This window comes from Candidatus Symbiopectobacterium sp. NZEC135 (assembly GCF_025962695.1).
Window position 1 is genome coordinate 1 of the sequence record NZ_JAGFPF010000015.1, and the last position, 24,135, is coordinate 24,135.

Annotated in this window: 18 protein-coding genes; 11 read left to right on the forward strand and 7 right to left on the reverse strand. The window is 53.5% G+C overall.

From position 1 onward, the window contains the following. The 5 genes from J5224_RS10170 to J5224_RS10190 all read left to right on the forward strand — a co-directional run. On the forward strand, positions 1 to 2,952 hold a 2,952-nt coding region (locus J5224_RS10170), incomplete at its 5' end, for a DNA translocase FtsK (RefSeq protein ID WP_319802428.1). Between the two features lie 157 nt (positions 2,953 to 3,109). Further along, the gene (gene lolA, locus J5224_RS10175; protein WP_222157312.1) at positions 3,110 to 3,721 is read left to right on the forward strand and encodes an outer membrane lipoprotein chaperone LolA; all 612 of its coding nucleotides are present in this window, start codon (positions 3,110 to 3,112) and stop codon (positions 3,719 to 3,721) included. A gap of 7 nt (positions 3,722 to 3,728) precedes the next feature. Then, a complete protein-coding gene (locus tag J5224_RS10180; protein ID WP_264625267.1) occupies positions 3,729 to 5,072 on the forward strand; it encodes a replication-associated recombination protein A in 1,344 nt (447 codons plus the stop codon). A gap of 97 nt (positions 5,073 to 5,169) precedes the next feature. Then, a complete protein-coding gene (serS, locus tag J5224_RS10185; RefSeq protein WP_264625268.1) occupies positions 5,170 to 6,465 on the forward strand; it encodes a serine--tRNA ligase in 1,296 nt (431 codons plus the stop codon). Positions 6,466 to 6,630: 165 nt separating this feature from the next. Continuing rightward, the gene (locus J5224_RS10190; protein WP_264625269.1) at positions 6,631 to 7,779 is read left to right on the forward strand and encodes an MFS transporter; all 1,149 of its coding nucleotides are present in this window, start codon (positions 6,631 to 6,633) and stop codon (positions 7,777 to 7,779) included. A gap of 43 nt (positions 7,780 to 7,822) precedes the next feature. Here the strand turns inward: J5224_RS10190 and pflA are convergent, their stop codons facing one another. The 4 genes from pflA to ycaO all read right to left on the reverse strand — a co-directional run bounded on the left by pflA (position 7,823) and on the right by ycaO (position 14,254). Continuing rightward, positions 7,823 to 8,563, reverse strand: coding sequence for a pyruvate formate lyase 1-activating protein (pflA, locus tag J5224_RS10195; protein WP_264625270.1), 741 nt, complete (start codon positions 8,561 to 8,563; stop codon positions 7,823 to 7,825). A gap of 261 nt (positions 8,564 to 8,824) precedes the next feature. Then, a complete protein-coding gene (gene pflB, locus J5224_RS10200; protein WP_264625271.1) occupies positions 8,825 to 11,107 on the reverse strand; it encodes a formate C-acetyltransferase in 2,283 nt (760 codons plus the stop codon). Positions 11,108 to 11,161: 54 nt separating this feature from the next. Continuing rightward, entirely contained in the window at positions 11,162 to 12,019 is an 858-nt protein-coding gene (gene focA / locus J5224_RS10205) for a formate transporter FocA (RefSeq protein ID WP_264625321.1), read from the reverse strand. A 477-nt stretch (positions 12,020 to 12,496) separates the two neighbouring features. Then, positions 12,497 to 14,254 carry a 30S ribosomal protein S12 methylthiotransferase accessory factor YcaO gene (ycaO, locus tag J5224_RS10210; protein ID WP_264625272.1) on the reverse strand — a complete coding sequence of 586 codons (1,758 nt, stop codon included), beginning with the start codon at positions 14,252 to 14,254 and terminating at the stop codon, positions 12,497 to 12,499. A gap of 269 nt (positions 14,255 to 14,523) precedes the next feature. On the opposite strand from ycaO, the gene serC reads away from it, so the two are divergent. The 6 genes from serC (at position 14,524) to J5224_RS10240 (ending at position 21,963) form a co-directional block, all read left to right on the forward strand. Beyond that, positions 14,524 to 15,609, forward strand: a complete 1,086-nt coding sequence (serC, locus tag J5224_RS10215) for a 3-phosphoserine/phosphohydroxythreonine transaminase (protein ID WP_264625273.1) — start codon at positions 14,524 to 14,526, stop codon at positions 15,607 to 15,609. A 153-nt stretch (positions 15,610 to 15,762) separates the two neighbouring features. Beyond that, positions 15,763 to 17,049, forward strand: a complete 1,287-nt coding sequence (gene aroA, locus J5224_RS10220; protein ID WP_264625322.1) for a 3-phosphoshikimate 1-carboxyvinyltransferase — start codon at positions 15,763 to 15,765, stop codon at positions 17,047 to 17,049. A gap of 184 nt (positions 17,050 to 17,233) precedes the next feature. Beyond that, entirely contained in the window at positions 17,234 to 17,923 is a 690-nt protein-coding gene (cmk, locus tag J5224_RS10225; protein WP_264625274.1) for a (d)CMP kinase, read from the forward strand. 123 nt (positions 17,924 to 18,046) lie between these two features. Then, the gene (gene rpsA, locus J5224_RS10230; RefSeq protein WP_264625275.1) at positions 18,047 to 19,720 is read left to right on the forward strand and encodes a 30S ribosomal protein S1; all 1,674 of its coding nucleotides are present in this window, start codon (positions 18,047 to 18,049) and stop codon (positions 19,718 to 19,720) included. A gap of 100 nt (positions 19,721 to 19,820) precedes the next feature. Next, positions 19,821 to 20,105, forward strand: coding sequence for an integration host factor subunit beta (ihfB, locus tag J5224_RS10235; protein WP_195312909.1), 285 nt, complete (start codon positions 19,821 to 19,823; stop codon positions 20,103 to 20,105). Positions 20,106 to 20,343: 238 nt separating this feature from the next. Beyond that, positions 20,344 to 21,963, forward strand: a complete 1,620-nt coding sequence (locus tag J5224_RS10240) for a methyl-accepting chemotaxis protein (protein ID WP_264625276.1) — start codon at positions 20,344 to 20,346, stop codon at positions 21,961 to 21,963. Positions 21,964 to 22,027: 64 nt separating this feature from the next. Here the strand turns inward: J5224_RS10240 and hisIE are convergent, their stop codons facing one another. From hisIE to hisA, 3 genes are read right to left on the reverse strand one after another with little or no spacing between them, the layout of a single operon-like run. Beyond that, on the reverse strand, positions 22,028 to 22,642 hold the full coding sequence (gene hisIE / locus J5224_RS10245; RefSeq protein WP_264625277.1) for a bifunctional phosphoribosyl-AMP cyclohydrolase/phosphoribosyl-ATP diphosphatase HisIE: 615 nt from the start codon (positions 22,640 to 22,642) through the stop codon (positions 22,028 to 22,030). Next, entirely contained in the window at positions 22,636 to 23,412 is a 777-nt protein-coding gene (gene hisF / locus J5224_RS10250; RefSeq protein WP_264625278.1) for an imidazole glycerol phosphate synthase subunit HisF, read from the reverse strand. Before hisF ends, hisIE begins: the two co-directional genes overlap by 7 nt. After that, positions 23,394 to 24,131 carry a 1-(5-phosphoribosyl)-5-[(5-phosphoribosylamino)methylideneamino]imidazole-4-carboxamide isomerase gene (gene hisA / locus J5224_RS10255; RefSeq protein ID WP_264625279.1) on the reverse strand — a complete coding sequence of 246 codons (738 nt, stop codon included), beginning with the start codon at positions 24,129 to 24,131 and terminating at the stop codon, positions 23,394 to 23,396. Before hisA ends, hisF begins: the two co-directional genes overlap by 19 nt. Positions 24,132 to 24,135: the final 4 nt, after the last annotated feature.

Here is a 24,135-nt window from a genome sequence, read left to right on the forward strand (position 1 = left end):
ACGCTGATTCTGCTCTGCGTCTGGGCGGCGGGCTTGACGCTGTTTACCGGTTGGTCATGGTTGACCATTGCGGAAAAAATCGGCGGGGCGGTATTAGGTTGTCTGACGTTCTTCTCCAACCGTTCACGAGCAGAAGATAACTACCGTGATGAAGAGGACGATTTACACGACGATATGGATCGCGAGGGTGAACAACCTGATACGCTAACCGCGTCCGCTGAGGCAATAGCCGAAGACGTGGATACGGATGATATATTGCTAGCACCTGCTGCACGTGAGCGCGCCGCTGATGAAACAGCGCAAAACAGTACGCTACGTGCTGCTGACGCTACGACCCCTCTCGCACCGGTGCAGCAATCGGCTGCGGTTGATACGGTCACAAACCCAGCGGTTTCGCCCAGGGCATTCAATCCGGCTATGTCAGCAACGGCCGGCAGTTACGACAGCAACGAGCAGGGTTCACTGCCTCCGCTTTACGCGTTTGAGTTGCCGCAGGCTGCTGTGCAGGAAAATACCGCGTTACCCGTCTTTTCGCCGGCGACGGTACCCGATCGCGATCGCACGCCACCGTTGGGTTCTATTCATGCTCTGGGAGCACCTGCAGTGGCCTCCACCATGCCAACGCCTAGCGATGCCGTGCCCTTTATGCCGGCCTTTACGGCCGCTGGGGAGGATAACCCTCAGGTGAAACAAGGCATGGGCCCGGAATTACCGCGTCCAAACCCGGTGCGCATTCCTACCCGGCGTGAACTGGCGTCGTATGGTATCAAGTTGCCGTCACAGCGTCAGGCTGAAGAGCAAGAACGAGAAGCGCAACGTCAGGCACAGTCCCAGCCTGAAACGATCGACCTGGGGGCCCCAGACGATGCTGACGTTGACGACGCCGCACAAGAGGCTGCCCTGCGTCAGGCTTATCTGGAGCAACAAGAGCAGCGCTACGGCGAGGACTATGCCGAACGCGAGCAGGATGAAGAGGCGTTGTTGCAGGCGCAGTTGGCGCAGGCGTTTGCTCAGCAGCAACAGGCGCGTTATGACATCAGTGCGCAACCAGAAACCCCGAGCGCAACGCCAGCCGTCGAACCCGTAGGCACAAAAGCAGTGGTCCCAGCCAGTGTCGCGGCGGCATTCATCGCCGGTGTTGCTACGGATGCCGATGCGAATGAGCCTGCCTTTTCTTTCTCGCCGTTTGACGATTTGGTGGATGAGTCCCCCAAAGCGCCTATGTTTACCTTGTCGCCAGCCGATGTGGCTGAACCGGAGCCTGCCTCTGCACCTCCATCGCCCACATGGCATGCGGCAACGGATGACAATGATACCCCTGTAACGCACGCACATCCGGTAGAGGAGCCTCAACATGACGAGGATTCTGCGTATGATGATGAACCAGAAAGTGATGCTGCGCCCTCATTGATGGATAGCCTGATTCACCCGTTCCTGATGCGTAACGATCAGCCGCTGCAAAAGCCAACCACGCCGTTGCCGACGTTGGAACTGCTCACGGCACCGCCGGAAAGTGAAGTGCCGGTAGACCATTTCGAGCTTGAGCAGACCGCGCGTCTGATTGAAGCGCGTCTGGCGGATTATCGTGTTACCGCCAGCGTAGTGGGCTACGATGCAGGGCCGGTGATCACCCGTTTTGAGCTGGATTTGGCTCCCGGCGTGAAAGCCGCGCGCATTTCCAATCTTTCTCGTGACCTGGCGCGCTCGCTGTCGGTTGTCGCGGTGCGCGTGGTGGAAGTGATCCCCGGTAAACCTTATGTCGGTCTCGAACTGCCGAATAAACTCCGCCACACCGTTTATCTGCGCGAAGTGCTCGATTGCAAGGCGTTCCGTGATAACCCGTCACCGCTGGCTGTGGTGCTGGGCAAAGACATTGCGGGTCAGCCGGTGGTGGCCGATCTGGCGCGTATGCCGCACTTGCTGGTGGCAGGGACGACCGGATCGGGTAAATCTGTCGGCGTGAACACCATGATCATCAGCATGCTGTATAAGGCGACGCCGCAAGACGTGCGCTTTATCATGATCGACCCCAAAATGCTGGAGCTGTCGGTCTATGAAGGCATTCCGCATCTGCTGACCGAAGTGGTCACCGACATGAAAGATGCGGCGAATGCGCTGCGTTGGTGCGTTGGTGAAATGGATCGTCGCTATAAGCTGATGTCGGCATTGGGCGTGCGTAATCTGGAAGGCTATAACGAGCGGGTGAAAGCGGCGGAAGCGATGGGGCGTCCGATCCCTGACCCGTTCTGGAAACCCAGCGACAGTATGGATACCACACCGCCGGTGCTGGAAAAATTACCTTTTATCGTGGTGATGGTGGATGAATTTGCCGATCTGATGATGGCGGTTGGCAAAAAGGTTGAAGAGCTGATTGCTCGTCTGGCGCAGAAAGCGCGCGCAGCCGGTATCCATCTGGTGCTGGCGACGCAGCGGCCTTCTGTGGATGTTATCACCGGCCTTATCAAGGCCAATATCCCGACGCGCATCGCCTTTACCGTGTCGAGCAAGATTGATTCACGTACCATTCTCGATCAGGGCGGCGCTGAATCGCTGCTGGGGATGGGGGATATGTTGTATATGGCGCCAAACTCCTCGATTCCGGTACGCGTGCACGGTGCGTTCGTTCGGGACCAGGAAGTGCATGCCGTGGTGCTGGACTGGAAAGCACGCGGGCGTCCACAGTACATTGACAATATCACCAGTGCCAGCGATGACGGTGAAGGCGGTAATCTGGAATTTGGCGGTGATGAAGAATTGGATCCGCTGTTCGATCAGGCCGTGGCCTTTGTTGTGGAAAAACGGCGAGCGTCCATTTCTGGCGTGCAACGCCAATTCCGCATCGGCTACAATCGTGCCGCGCGCATTGTGGAACAGATGGAAATGCAAGGCATCGTTAGCGCACCGGGGCATAATGGCAACCGAGATGTGTTGGCTCCGCCGCCCATGGACTGATGCCATTTACAGACAATTCGTCTACCGTATCGCGTGATTCTCTGGCAATAGTTATGGGTAGCACGGCGAGCAGTATGGCGTGCAGTACAACAGACGCAAAGTACGATAGTCAGACCGCGATGGCGGTCTTTTGAATCGACAGCAAAGGATGTAAATAATGAGAACAGGCTTAGTGGCAGGCGTGCTGATCGCCGGGATGACGTCCAGCGCGGTTTATGCCGATGCGGCGAGCGATTTACAGAGCCGACTGAATAAAGTGAACAGCTTCCACGCGACGTTCACCCAGAAAGTCACTAGCGCTGAAGGGACTGCGGTGCAGGAAGGTCAGGGTGAGCTTTGGCTGAAGCGACCGAATCTGTTCAACTGGAAGACTACCGCGCCGGATGAAAGCGTGCTGATCTCCGATGGTAAAACGCTGTGGTTCTATAACCCGTTCGTTGAACAGGTGACAGCAACCTGGCTGAAGGAAGCTACGGGTAATACCCCCTTTATGCTTATCACGCGTAATGATGCCAGCGAATGGGGCCAGTATAACGTGCGTCAGCAAGGGGATGACTTTGAGTTAACGCCGAAGGCCGCCAAGGGCAACCTGAAACAGTTTGCGATTAACGTCAATGCCAGCGGCACCATCAAGAGCTTTGTCGCGACGGAGCAGGATGGGCAGCGCAGCAGCTATACCCTGCAAAACCAGCAAAACGGCGCTGTGGATAGCAGCAAGTTTACCTTTACGCCGCCGAAAGGCGTGACGCTGGACGATCAACGCCAGTGAGGCCATCGTGAGTAACCTGTCGCTGGATTTTTCGGATAATAGTTTTCAGCCTCTGGCCGCCCGTATGCGGCCCGCTATGTTGGCGCAATATATCGGTCAACAGCATCTGCTTGGCGCCGGTAAGCCCTTGCCGCGAGCGATAGAGGCGGGGCAGTTACACTCCATGATTCTATGGGGGCCGCCCGGTACCGGAAAAACCACGCTGGCAGAACTGATCGGTCGCTATGGACACGCCGACGTGGAGCGAATCTCTGCCGTCACCTCTGGCATCAAAGAGATTCGCGAAGCGATAGAGCGTGCGCGGCAGAACCGCGATGCCGGGCGACGTACCATCCTGTTCGTGGATGAAGTGCATCGCTTCAACAAGAGTCAGCAGGATGCTTTTCTGCCACACATCGAAGACGGCACCATCACCTTCATTGGCGCGACCACCGAAAACCCGTCGTTTGAGCTTAATTCGGCGCTGCTGTCGCGTGCGCGCGTCTATTTATTGAAGGCACTCACCGCAGAAGATATCGAACAGGTGTTACAGCAGGCGATGACCGATACCGCACGAGGGTTTGGCGGGCAGAACATCGTATTGCCGCCAGAAACGCAGCGGTTGCTAGCGGAGCTGGTGAATGGCGATGCGCGACGCGCGTTGAACAGCCTGGAAATGATGGCGGATATGGCCGAGGTGGATGCGCAGGGCAACCGCGTGCTGACACCTGAATTACTGCACGAAGTGTCGGGCGAACGTAGTGCGCGCTTTGATAACAAAGGCGACCGCTACTATGACCTCATTTCTGCATTGCATAAATCGGTGCGAGGTTCCGCACCGGATGCCGCACTGTACTGGTATGCGCGTATCATTACTGCCGGTGGCGATCCGCTGTATGTTGCACGTCGTCTGTTGGCGATAGCCTCTGAAGATGTGGGCAATGCCGATCCGCGGGGAATGCAGGTGGCTATTGCCGCCTGGGATTGTTTCACCCGCGTGGGGCCGGCAGAAGGGGAACGCGCTATTGCCCAGGCGATTGTGTATTTGGCCTGCGCCCCCAAGAGTAATGCGGTCTACACCGCGTTTAAAGCGGCGATGCAGGATGCCAGAGAAAAACCGGATTACGACGTGCCGGAGCATTTGCGCAATGCGCCCACCAAACTGATGAAAGAGATGGGACTGGGTGCGGAATACCGCTATGCCCATGATGAACCTAATGCTTACGCGGCGGGTGAAGACTATTTCCCGCAAGCGATGGCGCAAACGCGCTACTATCAGCCAACCTCACGCGGTCTGGAAGCCAAAATTGGTGAAAAGCTGGCCTGGCTGACTGCACAGGATCAAAATAGCCCGACAAAACGCTACCGCTGAACTAGGCGTTGCGGTAAGGTTATAGGGTTCTTTTCTGCCGCGCGACGGGTGTTGCGCAACGTAAAATTTCACCAAAAAACATTAAAACAGGATTAGCATGCTCGATCCCAATTTACTGCGTAATGAGCTAGACGCAGTTGCCGAAAAGCTACTGGCTCGCAGAGGTTTTAAACTGGATGTAGACACGCTGCGTCAACAAGAAGAACGCCGCAAAGTGCTACAAGTAGAAACGGAAAGTCTGCAAGCAGAGCGTAACTCCCGATCGAAAGAGATCGGTGCGGCTAAAGCTCGTGGTGAAGATATCGAACCGTTGCGCCGCGAAGTGAATACCCTGGGTGAAAAGCTGGATACGGCCAAAGCCGAGCTGGATGCATTGCAAAATGCCATTCGTGAACTGGCGTTGACCATTCCGAATATGCCGGATGACGCTGTGCCGTTGGGCAAAGATGAGCATGATAATCAGGAAATCAGCCGCTGGGGTGAACCGCGTCAGTTTGATTTCCCGGTGCGCGATCACGTTGATTTAGGCGAACTGGCGAAAGGTGTCGATTTTGCCGCTGGTGTTAAATTGACCGGTGCGCGTTTCGTTGTCATGAAAGGGCAGATTGCTCGCCTGCACCGCGCACTGTCACAATTTATGCTGGATCTGCATACCGAACAGCACGGTTATCAGGAAGCCTACGTGCCTTATCTGGTTAACCACGCCACGCTGTACGGTACTGGCCAGTTGCCAAAGTTTGGTGAAGACCTGTTTCACACCAAGCCGTTGGATGAAGAAGCAGAAAGCAGCAATTATGCCCTGATCCCGACGGCAGAAGTGCCGTTGACCAATCTGGTGCGTGATGAAATTCTGGATGAAGATGCCCTGCCGATCAAAATGACGGCGCACACCCCATGCTTCCGTTCTGAAGCGGGTTCCTACGGTCGTGATACCCGTGGTCTGATCCGTATGCACCAGTTTGACAAAGTGGAGTTGGTGCAGATTGTGCGCCCGGAAGACTCCATGGATGCACTGGAAACATTGACGACCCATGCGGAAACCGTGTTGCAACTGCTGCAACTGCCTTATCGCAAGGTACTGCTGTGCACTGGTGACATGGGCTTTGGCTCAACCAAAACCTACGATCTGGAAGTGTGGCTGCCAGCGCAGAACACCTACCGTGAAATCTCTTCTTGCTCCAACATGGGGGATTTCCAGGCTCGACGCATGCAAGCGCGCTGCCGCAACAAAAGCGACAAGAAAACGCGTCTGGTGCATACGCTGAACGGTTCCGGTCTGGCGGTTGGGCGTACACTGGTTGCCGTGCTGGAAAACTATCAGCAGGCGGACGGGCGTATTGCCATTCCTGATGTGCTGCGTCCTTATATGAGCGGGTTGGAGTACATCGGTTAAACCCGTCGCTCTGCCGTCTTCAAAAGCGCCTTCCGGGGCGCTTTTTGTATTATGGTACCCCAGTATCACAAAACGTGCGGCCCGGGATTGCCCTCGTTGACTTTTAAACGCGCAGTGGCATGATGCGCACACACTTCCTTGTTGTATTGGTTACCCACGCCCACTATGTCTGCTTTTTCTCGCCCAGTGCTGTTATTGCTCTGCGGCCTTATGCTGCTTACGGTTTGTATCGCTGTACTGAATACGCTGGTTCCGTTATGGCTTAACTATCAGCATGCCTCCGTGTGGCAGGTGGGCGTCGTGGGGTCAGCCTATTTTGCGGGTAACTTGCTGGGGACATTGCTGGCAGGACGCTTGATCCTCCGTCACGGGTTTAACCGCAGCTACTATCTGGCCGCTTTACTGTTTGGTTTGGCCACGCTGGGGCTACTGTTTTCTACGGACGTAATCAGCTGGTTGGTATGGCGTTTTGTCGCAGGCATAGGTTGTGCGCTGATATGGGTTGTGGTGGAAAGTGCGCTGTTGTGCAGCGGCTCATCCACGCACCGAGGTCAACTGCTGGCAGCTTATATGGTGGCCTATTATCTGGGTAGCGTCGTTGGCCAGATCTATGTCGGCCTGCTGCCAACCGCTGTCGCGAGTGTTATTCCCTGGATGGTCATGCTGATTGTGCTTGCCGTATTGCCGCTGCTGTGTACCCGTTTACCGCGTCTGGTGCAGCCGGATCATCCGGTTCATGTGGGGAAAATGCTGCGTAAACGCAGTGCGCGTCTGGGCATCCACGGTTGTGTGATTTCCGGCGTAATCCTGGGGTCGCTGTATGGGTTGATGCCGCTTTATCTCTCCCACAGTGGCACCAGCGATGCCGACGTGGGGTATTGGATGGCGCTGTTGATTGGTGCCGGTATTGTCGGTCAATGGCCAGTGGGGCGCATGGCAGATCGCTATGGGCGCTTACTGGTGCTGCGCGTGTTGGTGTTTGCCGTTATTGTCGCCTGCGTTGCACTACTGAGCGTTGGACATCTGGTCATGGCGCCTGCGCTGTTTTTACTGGGCGGCGCGGGATTTACACTGTATCCGGTAGCCATGTCCTGGGCGTGCGAAAAGGTGCGTCATGACGAACTGGTGGCGATGAACCAGTCATTGTTGCTCAGTTACACCGTCGGCAGTCTGGTGGGGCCCAGTATGGCTGCCGCGCTGATGCAAACCTATTCTGACCGCGTGCTGTTTGTGCTGATTGCAGCGGTATCGTTGGTTTATCTGGTCATGCTGCTGAAGAAAAGCGATCGCCACCCCAAACCGTTGGCGGCGTAATATAGAGCCCCACGCTTCCCAAATGGGTCGCGTGGGGAGGACATCAGTAAATCACTTTATGCCCGTAGCTTTGCAGTATGGACTGAACGCGGTTCATGGTATCGGCTTTCGGCGGTTTAACACCATCCAGCTTATACTCTTCCCCCATAGCGACCCATTTATGCTTGCCCAACTCGTGGTAAGGCAGTAATTCGATTTTCTCGATGTTGGTCATGTCTTTGGTGAATTCACCCAGCAGGTGCGCTGAGGCATCATCATCCGACCAACCGGGGACGACGACGTAGCGAATCCAGGTGCGCTGATTGCGCTTGGCTAAATAGCGGGCGAATTCCAGCGTACGGTGATTGGAAACCCCCACCAGATTCTGGTGAATACTGTCATCCATCTGTTTTAAATCGAGCATCACCAGATCGGTCACATCCAACAGTTCATCAATCACCGGATCGTAGCGGCGCACGAAACCATTGGTGTCGAGGCAGGTATTGATGCCTTCTGCCTGACAGGCGCGGAACCAGTCGCGCACGAATTCAGCCTGAAGAATGGCTTCGCCGCCCGATGCGGTAACACCACCGCCCGAGGCATTCATAAAGTGGCGATAGGTCACCACCTCTTTCATCAGATCCTCAACCACGATCTCCTTGCCGCCGTGGGTATCCCAGGTATCGCGGTTATGGCAATACAGGCAGCGCATCAGGCATCCCTGAAAGAAAACGATGAAACGAATACCGGGACCATCTACGGTTCCGCAGGATTCATAGGAGTGAATGCGACCGATCAGTGACATTGCAAGTATTTCTCCAAATGTGGCCGTTCAATAGCAGCCGGTGTTAACACGAACGGGGAAATGCAACGGTATGCCGACGTCATGTAGGACGTGTAATAAACGAACGGAAAACCGTCTCGCCGATATCGTGTTGAATCTGTTTTGCCAGCTCGCCACGGTGTAAGGAGCGGGCTGGCAAAACAGGTTATCAGTGCGGGGGTGAGAAAAAGGCCCCACCGGGGTGGAGCCTTTATTTTACGCCTTTTCAGTCAGTCAGGGAAATTACATTGACTGAGTGAAAGTACGGGTAATCACGTCTTGCTGCTGTTCTTTGGTCAGCGAGTTGAAACGCACGGCATAACCAGAAACACGGATGGTCAACTGCGGATATTTTTCCGGGTGTTCCATCGCATCCAACAGCATTTCACGGTTCATCACGTTCACGTTCAGGTGTTGACCACCTTCGATGCTGGATTCGTGGTGGAAGTAACCGTCCATCAGACCCGCCAGGTTGGTCTTACGCACGTCATCATCTTTACCCAATGCGTTAGGTACGATGGAGAAGGTGTAAGAAATACCGTCTTTCGCGTAGGCGAACGGCAGTTTAGCAACGGAAGTCAGAGAGGCAACGGCACCTTTCTGGTCACGACCGTGCATCGGGTTAGCACCCGGTCCGAACGGTGCACCAGCGCGACGGCCATCCGGTGTGTTACCGGTTTTCTTACCATATACCACGTTAGAGGTGATGGTCAGAACAGACTGCGTCGGGGTAGCACCACGGTAGGTGGTCAGTTTCTGAATTTTCTTCATGAAACGTTCTACCAGGTCACACGCCAGGTCATCAACGCGCGGATCGTTGTTACCGAACTGCGGGTATTCGCCTTCGATGTCGAAGTCGATGGCCAGGCCATCTGCATCACGAATCGGTTTAACTTTCGCGTATTTGATGGCAGACAGGGAGTCAGCAGCAACGGACAGACCGGCGATACCACATGCCATGGTACGGAACACGTCACGATCGTGCAGCGCCATCAGCGATGCTTCGTAGCTGTATTTGTCGTGCATGTAGTGGATGATGTTCAATGCAGTGACATACTGCTTGGCCAGCCAATCCATGAAATGGTCCATACGGTCCATTACCACGTCAAAGTCCAGCACATCGCCTTTGATCGGTTCAGATTTCGGACCAACCTGCATCTTCAGTTTTTCGTCCACGCCGCCGTTAATAGCATACAGCATGGTTTTCGCCAGGTTGGCACGCGCACCGAAGAACTGCATTTGCTTACCGATAACCATCGGGCTAACGCAACAAGCGATAGCATAATCATCGCTGTTGAAGTCAGGACGCATCAGATCGTCGTTCTCGTATTGCAGAGAAGAGGTATCGATGGACACTTTCGCTGCATACTTTTTGAAGTTCAGCGGCAGTTTTTCAGACCACAGGATAGTGATGTTCGGTTCCGGAGACGGCCCCATGGTGTACAGGGTGTTCAGGAAACGGAAGCTGTTTTTGGTAACCAGAGTACGACCGTCCAGGCCCATACCGGCCAGGGATTCAGTTGCCCAGATCGGGTCACCGGAGAACAGTTCATCGTATTCAGGCGTACGCAGGAAGCGCACCATACGCAGTTTCATCACCAGGTGGTCGATCAGTTCCTGTGCATCTTGCTCAGTGATTTTACCGGCTTTCAGGTCACGTTCGATGAAGATATCCAGGAAGCTGGATACACGACCGAAGGACATGGCAGCACCGTTCTGAGATTTAACCGCAGCCAGGTAGCCGAAGTAAGTCCATTGAACGGCTTCTTTTGCATTGGTCGCTGGACCAGAGATATCGCAGCCGTATTTGGCAGCCATTTCTTTGATCTGAGACAGCGCATGATGCTGGTCAGCAATCTCTTCACGCAGACGAATTGTCGCTTCCAGGTCTTCACCGTTTTCCAGTTTGGATTGCAGAGAAGTAAACTGAGCGAATTTGTCTTTCATCAGGTAGTCGATACCGTACAGCGCAACGCGACGGTAGTCACCGATGATACGGCCACGGCCATAAGCATCCGGCAGACCGGTCAGCACGCCAGATTTACGGCAGCGCAAGATATCCGGAGTGTAAACATCGAATACGCCCTGGTTATGGGTTTTGCGGTATTCGGTGAAGATTTTTTTCAGTTGCGGATCCAGTTCACGGCCATAAACCTTACAGGAACCTTCAACCATTTTGATGCCGCCAAACGGAATCAGCGCACGTTTCAACGGCGCGTCAGTTTGCAGACCAACGATTTGTTCCAGGCTCTGGTCGATATAACCGGCGTCATGAGAGGTGATGGTGGCTGCAACGTTGGTATCGAAGTCAACCGGCGCGTGAGTGCGGTTTTCTTGTTTGATACCTTCCATAACAGCATCCCACAGCTTGGTGGTTGCCGGAGTAGCGCCAGCCAGGAAGGACTCGTCACCTTCATACGGTGCGTAGTTCTTCTGAATGAAGTCACGTACGTTGACGCCATTCTGCCATTCACCCGCGCTAAAACCTTCCCACGCGTTAGCCAATTTTTCATTCAGTTCGGTCATATTACACCTACCTTTGGTTTGGAATTCATAACCCGATTTGCAGTCGGCGACAGATTAATGTTTGTCGCCACCGCGCAAATAAATAACCCAATATGTTAACCCTACCAGAAAACCGCCGCCGACGATGTTGCCAAGCGTGACAGGAATCAGGTTGTCCACGATAAAGTTGTGGAGGGTAAGGTGCTCAAAGTGGGACGGCGCTTTGCCAATGGCTTCCCAAAATTCGGGCGCCGCGAAATTCTTGATAACGATCCCCATGGGGATCATAAACATATTAGCAATACTGTGCTCAAAGCCGCTGGCAACGAACATACCCACCGGCAGGATCATTGCGAACATTTTGTCTGTCAGCGTCCGGCCTGAGTAGCTCATCCATACCGCCAGACAAACCATCAGGTTAGCCAGCACCCCGAGGCAAAACGCTTCAACAAAAGTGTGTTCCACTTTGTGCTCTGCGGTTTGCAGGACATTCAGGCCCCATGCACCGTTGGCGACCATGTGCTCACCGGCAAACCAGATCAGGGCGACAAAAAACAGTGCGCCGAACAGGTTGCCCACATAGACGTTACACCAGTTGCAGGCCAGTTGCTTCCAGGTGATGCGGCCGCTTGCCTTGGCAATCACTGTTAATACCGTTGAGGTAAACAGGTCAGCGCCGCAGACAACCACCAGCATCAGGCCGAGTGAGAAGCAAATCCCACCAATCAGTTTAGCCATGCCGTAAGGCATAGACGCGGAACCGGTTGTGGCTGTGATATAAAAAACGAAGGCGATAGAAATAAAAACACCAGCAGTAATCGCCAAAAAAAACGTAGTCAGGGGTTGTTTCGTAGCTTTATAGACACCAGCATCTTCAGCGACTTTCGCCATGGCTGCTGGTAGTAAAAGTGTAAAGGGGTTGTCAGCTTTCACACTAACGTTCTCCAAGATTTATCCGCGAGGGAATACTAACAAAGCAGTATAAAGCAAAATTTGACTTGGATCATATCGTGAAAATTTAGTGGGGTGAAACCCCTCAGCGATCTACACCAAAGTTTAATTAAGTAATTGAAATTATTAAAGAAAAAATATTTTAAAAATTATAAAAAGAGTTGAATGTAGGGGGTAGAATACCGTGAAAAAGAGTTAAATGATATGCGTTTTTGTATCATTTCGGTGTTATGGGTTGCTGCAAATTAATTAAAAATTCACCATTTAATAACAATAAGTGCAATATTCTTCATTTTCTACGAAATGCCGAATTATTCGAATTATGCAGCGATAAGATAATTGGATGATGAAATTTGGTGTGTTGCTGGAAAATTGATCGAAAAAAGCAAGGTTATCGCTAGAGATCACTACTGTGTGAATGCTCCCCGGCGTTAACCGGGGAGGACGGGCGAGACGGCATTAGCCCCAGAAACGACGCTTCGCCGCTTGCAGTTTCTCGTAAGCCGCCAGCAGCGATTGATGTGCGGGCAATGTGGAGAAGGTGTCATCGACGTCAAACAGCCCGTAGAAACACTGCTCACCGGCAATCGCTGCGCTCGCGGCGTCGACGGTGTCGCTGCCGTACATTTTCACAAACGCATCGTAATACTGTGAGGGCTCGCGCTCTTCGTCCAATGCCAGCGTCAACAGCGTCTGCAAACAGCGGTAGTAGTTGCTGCGCGATGGGCTGAAGACGGAGCCGTTGAAATCCTGCGTCCATTCAGACCAGATTAATGCCTGCTCCAGATCGCCGCCTGCCAGTGCCAGCATCGCTTTTAATTCACCGATGCGCAGCGTGAGCCAGCCGTTATCCTTGCCGGTTGCCAGCCCCAACAATTCGCGCACGCGGGTGAAGTCATCGAAACCTTCATCATCCAACTGGGTAATCAGATCGAGATACGCCTGTTTTTCCCACTTGCTGCCGGGCAGGGAGAGAATAGTCTCGCGTAAATGCACACCCATATTGTTGTTTGCCAACAGCAAATCGTCTGCCGGATAAATGTCGGACATGCCCGGCACGATAATGCGGCACGCGTAAACAGACAGGTGCTCGTAATCGGCGATGTACACCTCTTTGTGCTCTTTGTGGAAAATCGCCATCAAGGTAGCAAACTCCTGCTCGGTGCTGCCTTTAAAGCTCCAGTCGACAAAGGGATAATCCGCGTCAGTTTTAAACAAGTCCCACGAGATCAAACCGCTGGAATCGATAAAGTGGGTTTCCAGATTGGCATGATCCGCCACATCATCATTGTCGAAGCTCGGCGGGGTAAACACATCGAGATCTTTCAACCCGCGTCCTTGCAGCAGTTCGGTGACGGTACGCTCCAGCGCGACGCCGAAATCCGGGTGCGCACCGAAAGAGGCGAAGCAGGTGCCGTTGCTGGGGTTAAACAGCACCACGCAGATCACCGGATAATTACCGCCCAGCGAGGCGTCATAGGCAAGGATCGGGAACCCTTCTTTTTCCAGCGTGGCGATGGCCTCCACCACGCCCGGATAACGTTGCAACACGCTGTCTGGGATGGTTGGCAGGCTGATGGCTTCAGCAATAATACGGTTCTTGATGTGGCGTTCGAACACCTCAGACAAACCCTGCACACGCGCTTCATTGGCGGTGTTACCTGCGGACATCCCGTTGGAAACGTAGAGGTTACCAATGATATTCATCGGGATATAGACGGTGGTGTCATCGGATTGACGGGTAAACGGCAGGGCGCAGATGCCACGTTCGTCGTTGCCAGATTGCAGATCCACCAGCATGCTGGCGCTTAATTCGTTCTCAGGATCGTAAAAGGCGCGCAGGTGATCATCCAGAATTCCGGGCGGCAAGCTGTCATCGTCCGGCAGCGGGAACCACTGCTCGTTCGGATAGTGTACGAAATCACCGTTAGCAATTGATTTGCCCAGATAGAAATCGGCAAAGAAGTAGTTGGTGGAAAGACGCTCGAAATATTCACCCAAGGCTGAGGCCAGAGCGGCTTTCTTGCTGGCGCCTTTGCCGTTGGTAAAACATAGCGGGCAGTCTTTGTCGCGAATATGCACGGACCAGACGTTAGGCACCGGGTTCAGCCAGGAGGCTTCTTCGATGTTGAACCCCAGGTCACGGAGTTGTTGTTGAAAACGGGCGATGGAGTCTTCCAGGGCGGCGTCTTTGCCTGGGATGAACGTTTGGCTCATGATTGTCACTTTTCTCTTTTATGGGACGTGCATCATACGGACTTTTCACGGACAACTCCACGCCGTCGCCGTGCGGGTTTTATACGGGAAAGCGTAATAAGGATTGCAGCGGGAAGGAGCCAGTGATAAAAACAAATGATGACGGTTGCTGCAAAAAACCATGATGGCTGCTGCAAATAGCCAATATGGTTGTTGCAAAAAATCATAATAGTCGCTGTAAAACAGACAAAACGTTAAAAATAGTCGTACTAAACACGTGGTGAGGGGAAATGACACAAGTTTTCAATTTTAGCGCCGGTCCAGCCATGCTGCCGGTTGAAGTGCTGCGTCGTGCTGAGCAAGAGTTGTGTAACTGGCGTGGGCTGGGAACATCCGTAATGGAAATCAGCCACCGCAGTAAAGAATTTATGCAGGTGGCGGCGGAAGCCGAGCAGGATCTGCGCGATCTGTTAAAGATCCCCTCCAACTACAAAGTGCTGTTCTGCCAAGGGGGCGCACGCGCACAGTTTGCTGCTGTGCCGCTTAACCTGCTGGGTGACAGCACCAAAGCTGACTATATCGACGGCGGCTATTGGGCGCACAGTGCGATTAACGAAGCGGAAAAATACTGCAAACCGAACGTTATCGACGTGAAAACCCGCATTGACGGCCTGCGCGCTGCCAAACCGATGCGTGAATGGGCGCTGTCTGACGACGCAGCCTTTGTGCACTACTGCCCGAATGAAACCATTGATGGTTTGGCCATTGAAGAAACCCCTGACTTTGGTGATAAGATTGTGGTCGCTGACTTCTCCTCCAGCATCCTGTCCTGTCCGATCGATGTCAGCCGTTTCGGCGTGATTTATGCTGGCGCGCAGAAAAACATTGGCCCTGCCGGGTTAACCTTGGTGATTGTACGCGATGACCTGCTGGGTAAATCCAACAGCGTGCTGCCGTCGGTGCTGGATTACAAAACGCTGGCCGACAACGACTCCATGTACAACACGCCGCCGACCTTCGCCTGGTACCTTTCTGGCATGGTATTTAAATGGCTGAAAGAGCAGGGTGGCCTGGTGGAAATGGAAAAACGCAATCGCGAGAAAGCCGATCACCTGTATGGCGCTATCGACAGCAGCGATTTCTACCGCAATGACGTGCTGGCCGCCAACCGCTCACGCATGAACGTGCCGTTCCTGCTCGGTGACGACGCGCTGGATAAACTGTTCCTGGAAGAGTCCAAAGCGGCTGGGTTGCATGCGCTGAAAGGCCACCGTGTAGTGGGAGGGATGCGAGCGTCTCTGTACAACGCGATGCCGCTGGCCGGTGTGCAGGCGTTGACCGCTTTTATGGCGGATTTTGAACGCCGCCACGGCTAATAACGTCGCCTGCAACGCCGTGGTTTGACCGCGACGTTGCAGGTCGTACCCTTGGTGGTATCGTTGCCGCAGCGCGTAAAGCGGCAACCTGTTTTCAGTAAACCCCGGTTTGCGCCGGGGTTTGTTATGTTGATGACCGGAGTTAAGAGTTACATGCAGGAATCCCTTACCCTACAGCCTATTTCCCTGATCGATGGTGTGATTAACCTTCCCGGTTCGAAAAGCGTCTCTAACCGTGCCTTGCTGCTGGCCGCATTGGCAACGGGGACGACGCGTTTGAAAAACCTGCTCGATAGCGATGACGTTCGCCACATGCTGGACGCGTTGCAACTGTTAGGCGTGCAATATCAGCTTTCACCCAGCCGCACTGAGTGCGATGTCACCGGTATTGGTGGACCATTCACCGCGTCGCAACCGTTAGAACTGTTTCTCGGCAACGCGGGCACAGCAATGCGTCCGCTGGCTGCCGCCTTGTGCTTGACGCAGGGTGATATTGTTTTGACCGGCGAGCCGCGTATGAAAGAGCGACCGATCGGTCACCTGGTGGATGCGCTGCGCCAAGGCGGTGCGACCATCGACTACCTTGAGCAGACTAACTATCCGCCATTGCGCCTGCACGGCGGTTTCCAGGGCGGTGAGATCGCCGTGGATGGTAGCGTCTCCAGCCAGTTCCTGACCGCGTTGCTGATGACAGCGCCGGTGGCGAGCAAAGACACCCGCATCAGTATCAAAGGCGATCTGGTGTCCAAGCCCTATATCGATATCACGCTGCGCATGATGAAAGATTTTGGCGTCGACGTGCACAACGAGAATTACCAGCACTTCAGCGTACAGGGCAACCAGCAATATCGCGCACCGGGTGAGTATCTGGTGGAAGGCGATGCCTCCTCCGCCTCCTATTTCCTGGCGGCGGCAGCCATTAAAGGCGGAACGGTCCGTGTTACGGGCGTGGGGCGCAACAGCGTGCAGGGCGATATCCGTTTTGCGGACGTGCTGGAAAAAATGGGTGCCATTATCCGTTGGGGCGATGACTATATCGAATGTCAGCGCGGTGAGCTGCATGCCATCGATATGGACATGAACCATATCCCCGATGCGGCCATGACCATCGCCACGACAGCGCTGTTTGCCGAGGGCGGCACCACGACGCTGCGCAATATCTACAATTGGCGCGTAAAAGAGACTGACCGTCTCGCGGCCATGGCGACTGAGCTGCGCAAAGTCGGTGCAACGGTGGAAGAGGGGAACGATTATATTCGCATTACGCCTGCCCCTCAGTTACGTTTTGCCGAGATAGGCACCTACAACGATCACCGTATGGCAATGTGCTTCTCGCTGGTGGCATTATCCGATACGCCAGTGACCATTCTCGATCCCAAATGTACGGCAAAAACTTTCCCGGACTATTTTCAACAGTTGGCGCGTCTGAGCCACGGTTAATAACCGGGCGGGGTTGCCCTTTTCCTGTAGGGCGGGCATAGGCCCGCCCTCAGTTTTGCAAGGCATCTTCTGAAATTTTATCTTTCTCCGGGTGTTAGGTTAACGGTTTTGCTCGTTGGCGCGTATAATGAGGCACCGTAAGTCCTAACAGACCCGCGGTTGACCTGAGTAATAGGAGAAAGAGATGGCAGTAACGGCACCGGTAATAACGGTTGATGGGCCGAGTGGCGCAGGCAAGGGAACGCTGTGCAAGGCGTTGGCAGAAACATTGCAGTGGAATTTGTTGGACTCGGGCGCGATTTATCGCGTGCTCGCCTTGGCTGCCTTACATCATCAGGTTGATATCGGTTCAGAAGAAGCGTTAGTGCCGTTGGCATCGCACCTTGACGTGCGTTTCGTTGCGCAAGACGGGCAACTGAAAGTGATTTTGGAAGGCGAGGACGTCAGTAACGAAATTCGTAATGAAACGGTCGGTAACACCGCCTCGCAGGCGGCTGCGTTTCCGCGCGTGAGAGAAGCCTTATTGCGCCGTCAGCGCGCGTTTCGAGATGCGCCGGGGCTGGTGGCGGACGGTCGCGATATGGGAACCGTGGTGTTCCCCGATGCGCCTGTGAAGATTTTTTTGGATGCCAGCGCGGAAGAACGCGCACAACGACGCATGCTACAGTTGCAGGAAAAAGGCTTTAGTGTTAACTTTGAACGTCTTTTGTCCGAGATAAAAGAACGGGATGCGCGCGATCGGAATCGTCCGGTAGCACCGTTAATCCCCGCCGCAGACGCGCTGGTGTTGGATTCTACCGATATGTCTATCGATGACGTTATTGCGAAATCGCTCACTTATGCGCGTGAAATCCTTGCTCAATCACAGCGTTGATTGAGGCGCGGTATAGTATTGTTTTTTTAACCTTGTTGTAAGGATAACAGCAGGGCATGTGAAACAACCCCATCAAGCAGGATGCCAGATGGACGTTAAATTGAAACCCTTAAGATTAACAACATGACTGAATCTTTTGCTCAACTCTTTGAAGAATCGCTGAAAGAAATCGAAACTCGTCCGGGTTCCATCGTTCGCGGCGTTGTCGTTGCTATTGATAAAGATATCGTACTGGTTGACGCCGGTCTGAAATCTGAATCTGCCATTCCGGTAGAGCAATTCAAAAACGCACAAGGCGAACTCGAAATCCAGGTGGGTGACGAAATTGACGTTGCCCTGGACGCGGTAGAAGACGGTTTCGGCGAGACCCTGCTGTCTCGTGAGAAAGCGAAACGCCACGAAGCCTGGCTGATGCTGGAAAAAGCCTACGAAGAAGCTGCGACCGTTACCGGTGTTATCAACGGTAAAGTGAAAGGTGGCTTCACGGTTGAACTGAACGGCATCCGTGCGTTCCTGCCGGGTTCTCTGGTTGACGTTCGCCCGGTTCGCGATACGCTGCACCTGGAAGGCAAAGAGCTTGAGTTTAAAGTGATCAAGCTGGATCAGAAACGCAACAACGTTGTCGTTTCCCGCCGTGCCGTTATCGAATCCGAGAACAGCGCTGAGCGCGATCAACTGCTGGAAAACCTGCAAGAAGGCATGGAAGTTAAAGGTATCGTTAAGAACCTCACTGACTACGGTGCATTCGTTGACCTGGGTGGCGTTGATGGTCTGCTGCATATCACTGATATGGCGTGGAAACGCGTTAAGCATCCGAGCGAAATCGTCAATGTTGGCGATGAGATCACTGTAAAAGTGCTGAAATTCGACCGCGAACGTACTCGTGTGTCCCTGGGCCTGAAACAGCTGGGCGAGGATCCGTGGGTTGCTATCGCTAAGCGCTACCCGGAAAACACCCGTCTGACCGGCCGTGTGACCAACCTGACTGATTACGGCTGCTTCGTAGAAATCGAAGAAGGCGTTGAAGGTCTGGTACACGTATCCGAAATGGATTGGACCAACAAAAACATCCATCCGTCCAAAGTGGTTAACGTGGGCGACGTGGTTGAAGTTATGGTTCTGGATATCGACGAAGAACGTCGTCGTATCTCTCTGGGCCTGAAACAATGCAAATCCAACCCGTGGCAGCTGTTCGCTGAAACCCACAACAAGGGTGACCGCGTAGAAGGTAAGATCAAGTCTATCACTGACTTTGGTATCTTCATCGGTCTGGATGGCGGTATCGATGGTCTGGTACACCTGTCTGACATCTCTTGGAACGTGGCTGGCGAAGAAGCCGTTCGCGAATACAAGAAAGGTGACGAAATCGCCGCTGTTGTTCTGCAAGTTGACGCAGAGCGCGAGCGTATCTCCCTGGGCGTTAAGCAACTGGCGGAAGACCCGTTCAATAACTATCTGTCACTGAACAAAAAAGGTGCGATCGTAACGGGTAAAGTCACTGCTGTTGACGCAAAAGGTGCTACAGTTGAATTAGCCGATGGCGTTGAAGGTTACCTGCGCGCTTCTGAAGCCTCTCGTGACCGTGTAGAAGACGCTACGCTGGTTCTGAACGTAGGCGATGAAGTTGAAGCCAAATACACCGGTGTTGATCGTAAAAACCGTGTTGTAAGCCTGTCTGTACGTGCGAAAGACGAAGCGGATGAAAAAGACGCTATCGCTACCGTAAATAACAAACAGGAAGAAGGTAACTTCTCCAGCGCAATGGCTGAAGCGTTCAAAGCCGCTAAAGGCGAGTAATAGGGTGGAGTGAGTCGGTCATGCGGTCGGCTCATTCTGTTACGGTAGTAAGTCAATCGTGGCTATCCAATATTGATATAACCACGCACTTGGAGGAATTATGACCAAGTCTGAACTGATCGAAAGACTTGCTGGACAGCAATCTCATATCCCGGCCAAGGTGGTTGAGGATGCAGTGAAAGAGATGCTCGAGCAGATGGCGGCAACGCTGGCTGATGGTGATCGCATTGAGATCCGAGGGTTCGGCAGTTTTTCACTTCACTACCGTGCACCACGCGTTGGACGCAATCCGAAAACCGGTGAAAAGGTGGAACTGGAAGGTAAATACGTTCCCCACTTCAAACCAGGTAAAGAACTGCGCGATCGTGCAAATATTTATGGCTGATACGCCGAGATAATCTGTACGGAACACCGTGGTATTACTTGCAACAGACTGTAATGTCTGGTTTTTTCGAAAGGCATCCGTTAAAGGATGCCTTTTTTATTGCCCGTAAATTCAACTATCTTGCAATCGTTGTCAATATTGCGAGGTTTCCGCCAAAAGCGTAACGCGCTGATAAACCCATTTGTTACGCCAACCGATAACCTTATTAAGTCTATGGTTTACTTTGTAAGGGAATATCATGTTGAAAAATATATCGATTCGTACAGGGTTATTAGCGTTGCTTGGGGTGATGGCCGCACTGTTGCTGCTGGTAAGCGCCACGGGAATCATTGCCATCAATAAAAGTTACGATGCGCTCGTGGTGCTAAATCGTATTCAGGGTGTGGAGTTGGGCAATCTGGCGAGCAGTAACACCAATATGCAGCGTGTGCGCGTAGCGGCGTCTTTTGCTATTCGCGCGTTGGAAACGCAGCAGTGGGATGATGCCATGGCGGCGGCGGGCCGTTCTGGACAATATGCCATTGCCGCGAAAGAGGATTTAGACCGTTTTTTTGCTGCAACCCAGGGCACCGGGCAGGGAGAAATCTTGGCTAAGGATATTGCACAAGCCTATAAAAATTATTATGAAAATGGCATTTTACCGATGCTTGATGCGTTAAAAAATCGAGATATTGAGCGCTATTACCAGTATCAGGTCACTCAGCTAAAACAGCTCGGGACGGTATTTGATAAAGCCAACAAAACCTATTTCGACTATGCCCAACAGGCTGGCGTTAATCAGCTTACGCAGGCTTCAGAAGGTCGGGTGCGTATGCTGTGGCTTATTAGTGCGTGTTGCGCCGCTGTCGTAGTGTTGATTGTGCTGTCATGGTTGATGTTGCGTGCGCTGCTGCTCAAACCGCTCACCAGCGCCATCAACCACCTGGAATTTGTCGCGGCGGGGGATTTAACCCAAACGTTGCCCGCGTCGGCGAAGAATGAACTGGGTCGATTAAACAGCGCCTTGCACGATATGCAACAGTCATTATCAGACTCAGTGGTACGAGTACGGGAAGCCAGCGAGCAAATAGACGTAGGCAGCCGTGAACTGGCGCAGGGCAATGAAGATTTATCACGCCGTACCGAGGAGTCCGCTGCGTCGTTACAGGAAACTGCGGCCAGCATGGAGCAACTGACGGCTACGGTGCGTAACAATGCGGACAACGCGCGCCAGGGGCATGCGTTAGCGGAAGATGTGGCGCAAACGGCGCAGCAGGGCAACAAAGTAGTACAGGAAGTAATGGCGAAAATGCAGGAGATTGCAACCAGCGCCAACAGCATTGGCAATATTCTCGGTGTGATTGACGGCATTGCGTTCCAAACCAACATACTGGCGTTGAACGCCGCCGTGGAAGCCGCGCGTGCGGGTGAACAAGGGCGTGGTTTTGCGGTAGTGGCAAACGAAGTAAGAACGCTGGCGCAGCGCAGTGCGCAAGCGTCAAAAGAGATTCATGCGCTGATCGTGGCTTCCAATACGCGCGTCAACGAAGGATCCAACCTGACGGCACAGGCCAGTGAAACCATGTCCGCCATTTCAACGCAGATTATTAACGTTAATGCGCTGATGAAGGAAATCGCGCAGGCATCCCAGGAACAGAGCCACGGTATCGATCAGGTTAATATCGCGGTGACGCAGATGGAAGTGGTTGCGCAGCAAAATGCATCGTTGGTAGAGGAAGCGACGATGGCAACCCGCTCGCTGGAGGATCAGTCAAGGCAACTGATTTTGGCGATGGATACCTTTAAAGTGCGGCGTATACAACCGTTGCCGGGAACCACATTGTCATCATCGGCGCTGCTGACACACGCGTCGCTATAGAGTGCTACTGAGTGGCAAAAGGGAAATTCCGGGCCAGGCCGGAACTTCCCTTGCGGGGATGGTACTATTTGGTATGACGCGCTTTCAGGCGACCAATAATGGTTGCCAGATCCAGTTCCTGATCCTGCAATAACACCAGCAGGTGATACATCAAATCAGCGGCTTCGTTAGTCAACTCTTCGGTATCGTGTACGGTGGCTGCCAGTGCGGTCTCCAGCCCTTCTTCGCCGACTTTCTGCGCAATGCGTTTGGTGCCGCTGGCATACAGTTTTGCCGTATATGAGCTGGCAGGGTCGGCCTGTTTGCGGCTTGCTAACAATTGCTCAAGCTGATGCAGAAACAACCACTCGTGCTGCGCCGGGGCAAAACAGCTGCTGGTGCCTTGGTGGCAGGTCGGACCGATGGGATTCGCCAGCACCAGCAGGCTGTCATTGTCACAGTCTGGCGTAATGCTCACTACGTTAAGGAAGTGGCCGGAAGATTCTCCCTTGGTCCACAGCCGTTGTTTCGTGCGGGAATAAAAGGTGACCTTGCCGCTCTGCTCAGTCGTTTCCAGCGCCGCCTGATTCATGTACCCCAGCATCAATACTTCGCCGGATACCGCATGTTGCACAATGGCGGGGATCATCCCGTCGGTTTTTTCCCAATCAAGTTGGGCTCTCTGTTGTTGGCTTAACACGCTCTGATCTCCACACCTTGTTGCTTAAGGTATTGCTTTAATTCGCCAATATTGATGATTTGCTTATGGAATACTGAAGCAGCCAGCGCACCGTCTACCTGAGCCTGCTCAAAGGCGTGTAAAAAGTGCTCCGGCGTACCGGCCCCGCCAGAGGCGATCAAAGGAACATGGCAGCGTTCGCGCACCAATTTCAGCTGTTCCAGATCGTAACCGTTGCGCACGCCATCCTGATTCATCATGTTCAGCACAATTTCGCCGGCACCGCGCTGTTGCACTTCCTGCACCCAATCCAGCGTTTCCCACTGGGTAACTCGGGTGCGAGTTTCATCACCGGTATACTGATTCACATGATAACGCCCGGTAGCGCTGTCATACCAGGTATCGATACCCACCACGATGCACTGCACGCCATAACGGTCGGCAAGGCGGGTGATCAAGGTAGGATCGGCCAACGCCGGGGAATTGATTGAAATTTTATCGGCACCAAATGAGAGGATTTGTCCGGCATCTTCGACGCTTTTGATACCACCGGCTACGCAGAAGGGGATATCGATCACTTCTGCCACGCGGGATACCCAGCTTTTATCGACCACACGCCCGTCAGACGACGCAGTGATATCGTAAAAGACCAATTCGTCTGCGCCTTCCTGCGCATAACGCTGTGCTAACGGAACGATATCGCCGATGATTTCGTGGTTGCGAAACTGCACCCCTTTTACCACCTGACCGTCACGCACGTCGAGACAGGGAATTATCCGTTTTGCCAGCATGCGATAGCCTCCGTTACATTGAATTTGCCTTCGAGCAACGCTCGTCCGACGATTACGCCTTGCACACCGCTGCCGCGCAGATTAGCAATATCCTGCAATCCGCCAATGCCGCCAGAAGCCTGGAACGCAATCTGCGGATAACGTTGGCACACCGCGCGATAGAGTTCCACGTTGGAACCGCTCAGCGTACCGTCTCGGGAAATGTCGGTACACAGTACGTGTTTCAGACCAACGGGCTGATATTGTTCGATAACCTGTTCCAGCGTGACACCGGAATTTTCCTGCCAGCCACTGATGGCAACCTGTTTGGCGCCTGCGTTATCGATACGCACGTCGAGCGCCAGCACCAAAGCATCAGCACCGTAACGGGTAAACCACGCCTGTACCAACTCAGGCTGTTTAACGGCGGTAGAGCCAATCACGACGCGGGTCGCTCCGGCTTCTAACAGCGCAACGACATCTTGCTCGGTACGGATACCGCCACCCACCTGTACCGGCACATTGACGCCTGCTAACAGGGTTTTCAGTAACGGGATCTGGCGTGCTGCCGGATCTTTTGCGCCGGTTAAATCCACCAGATGCAACACCTCAGCGCCCTGTTGCTGATAGGCTTGCAAACGGGGCAGGGGATCGCTGCCATACTGGCGTTGCTGACCGTAGTCACCCTGATGAAGACGAACCACCTGTCCGTCGATAAGATCGAGTGCGGGGATAATCATGCTG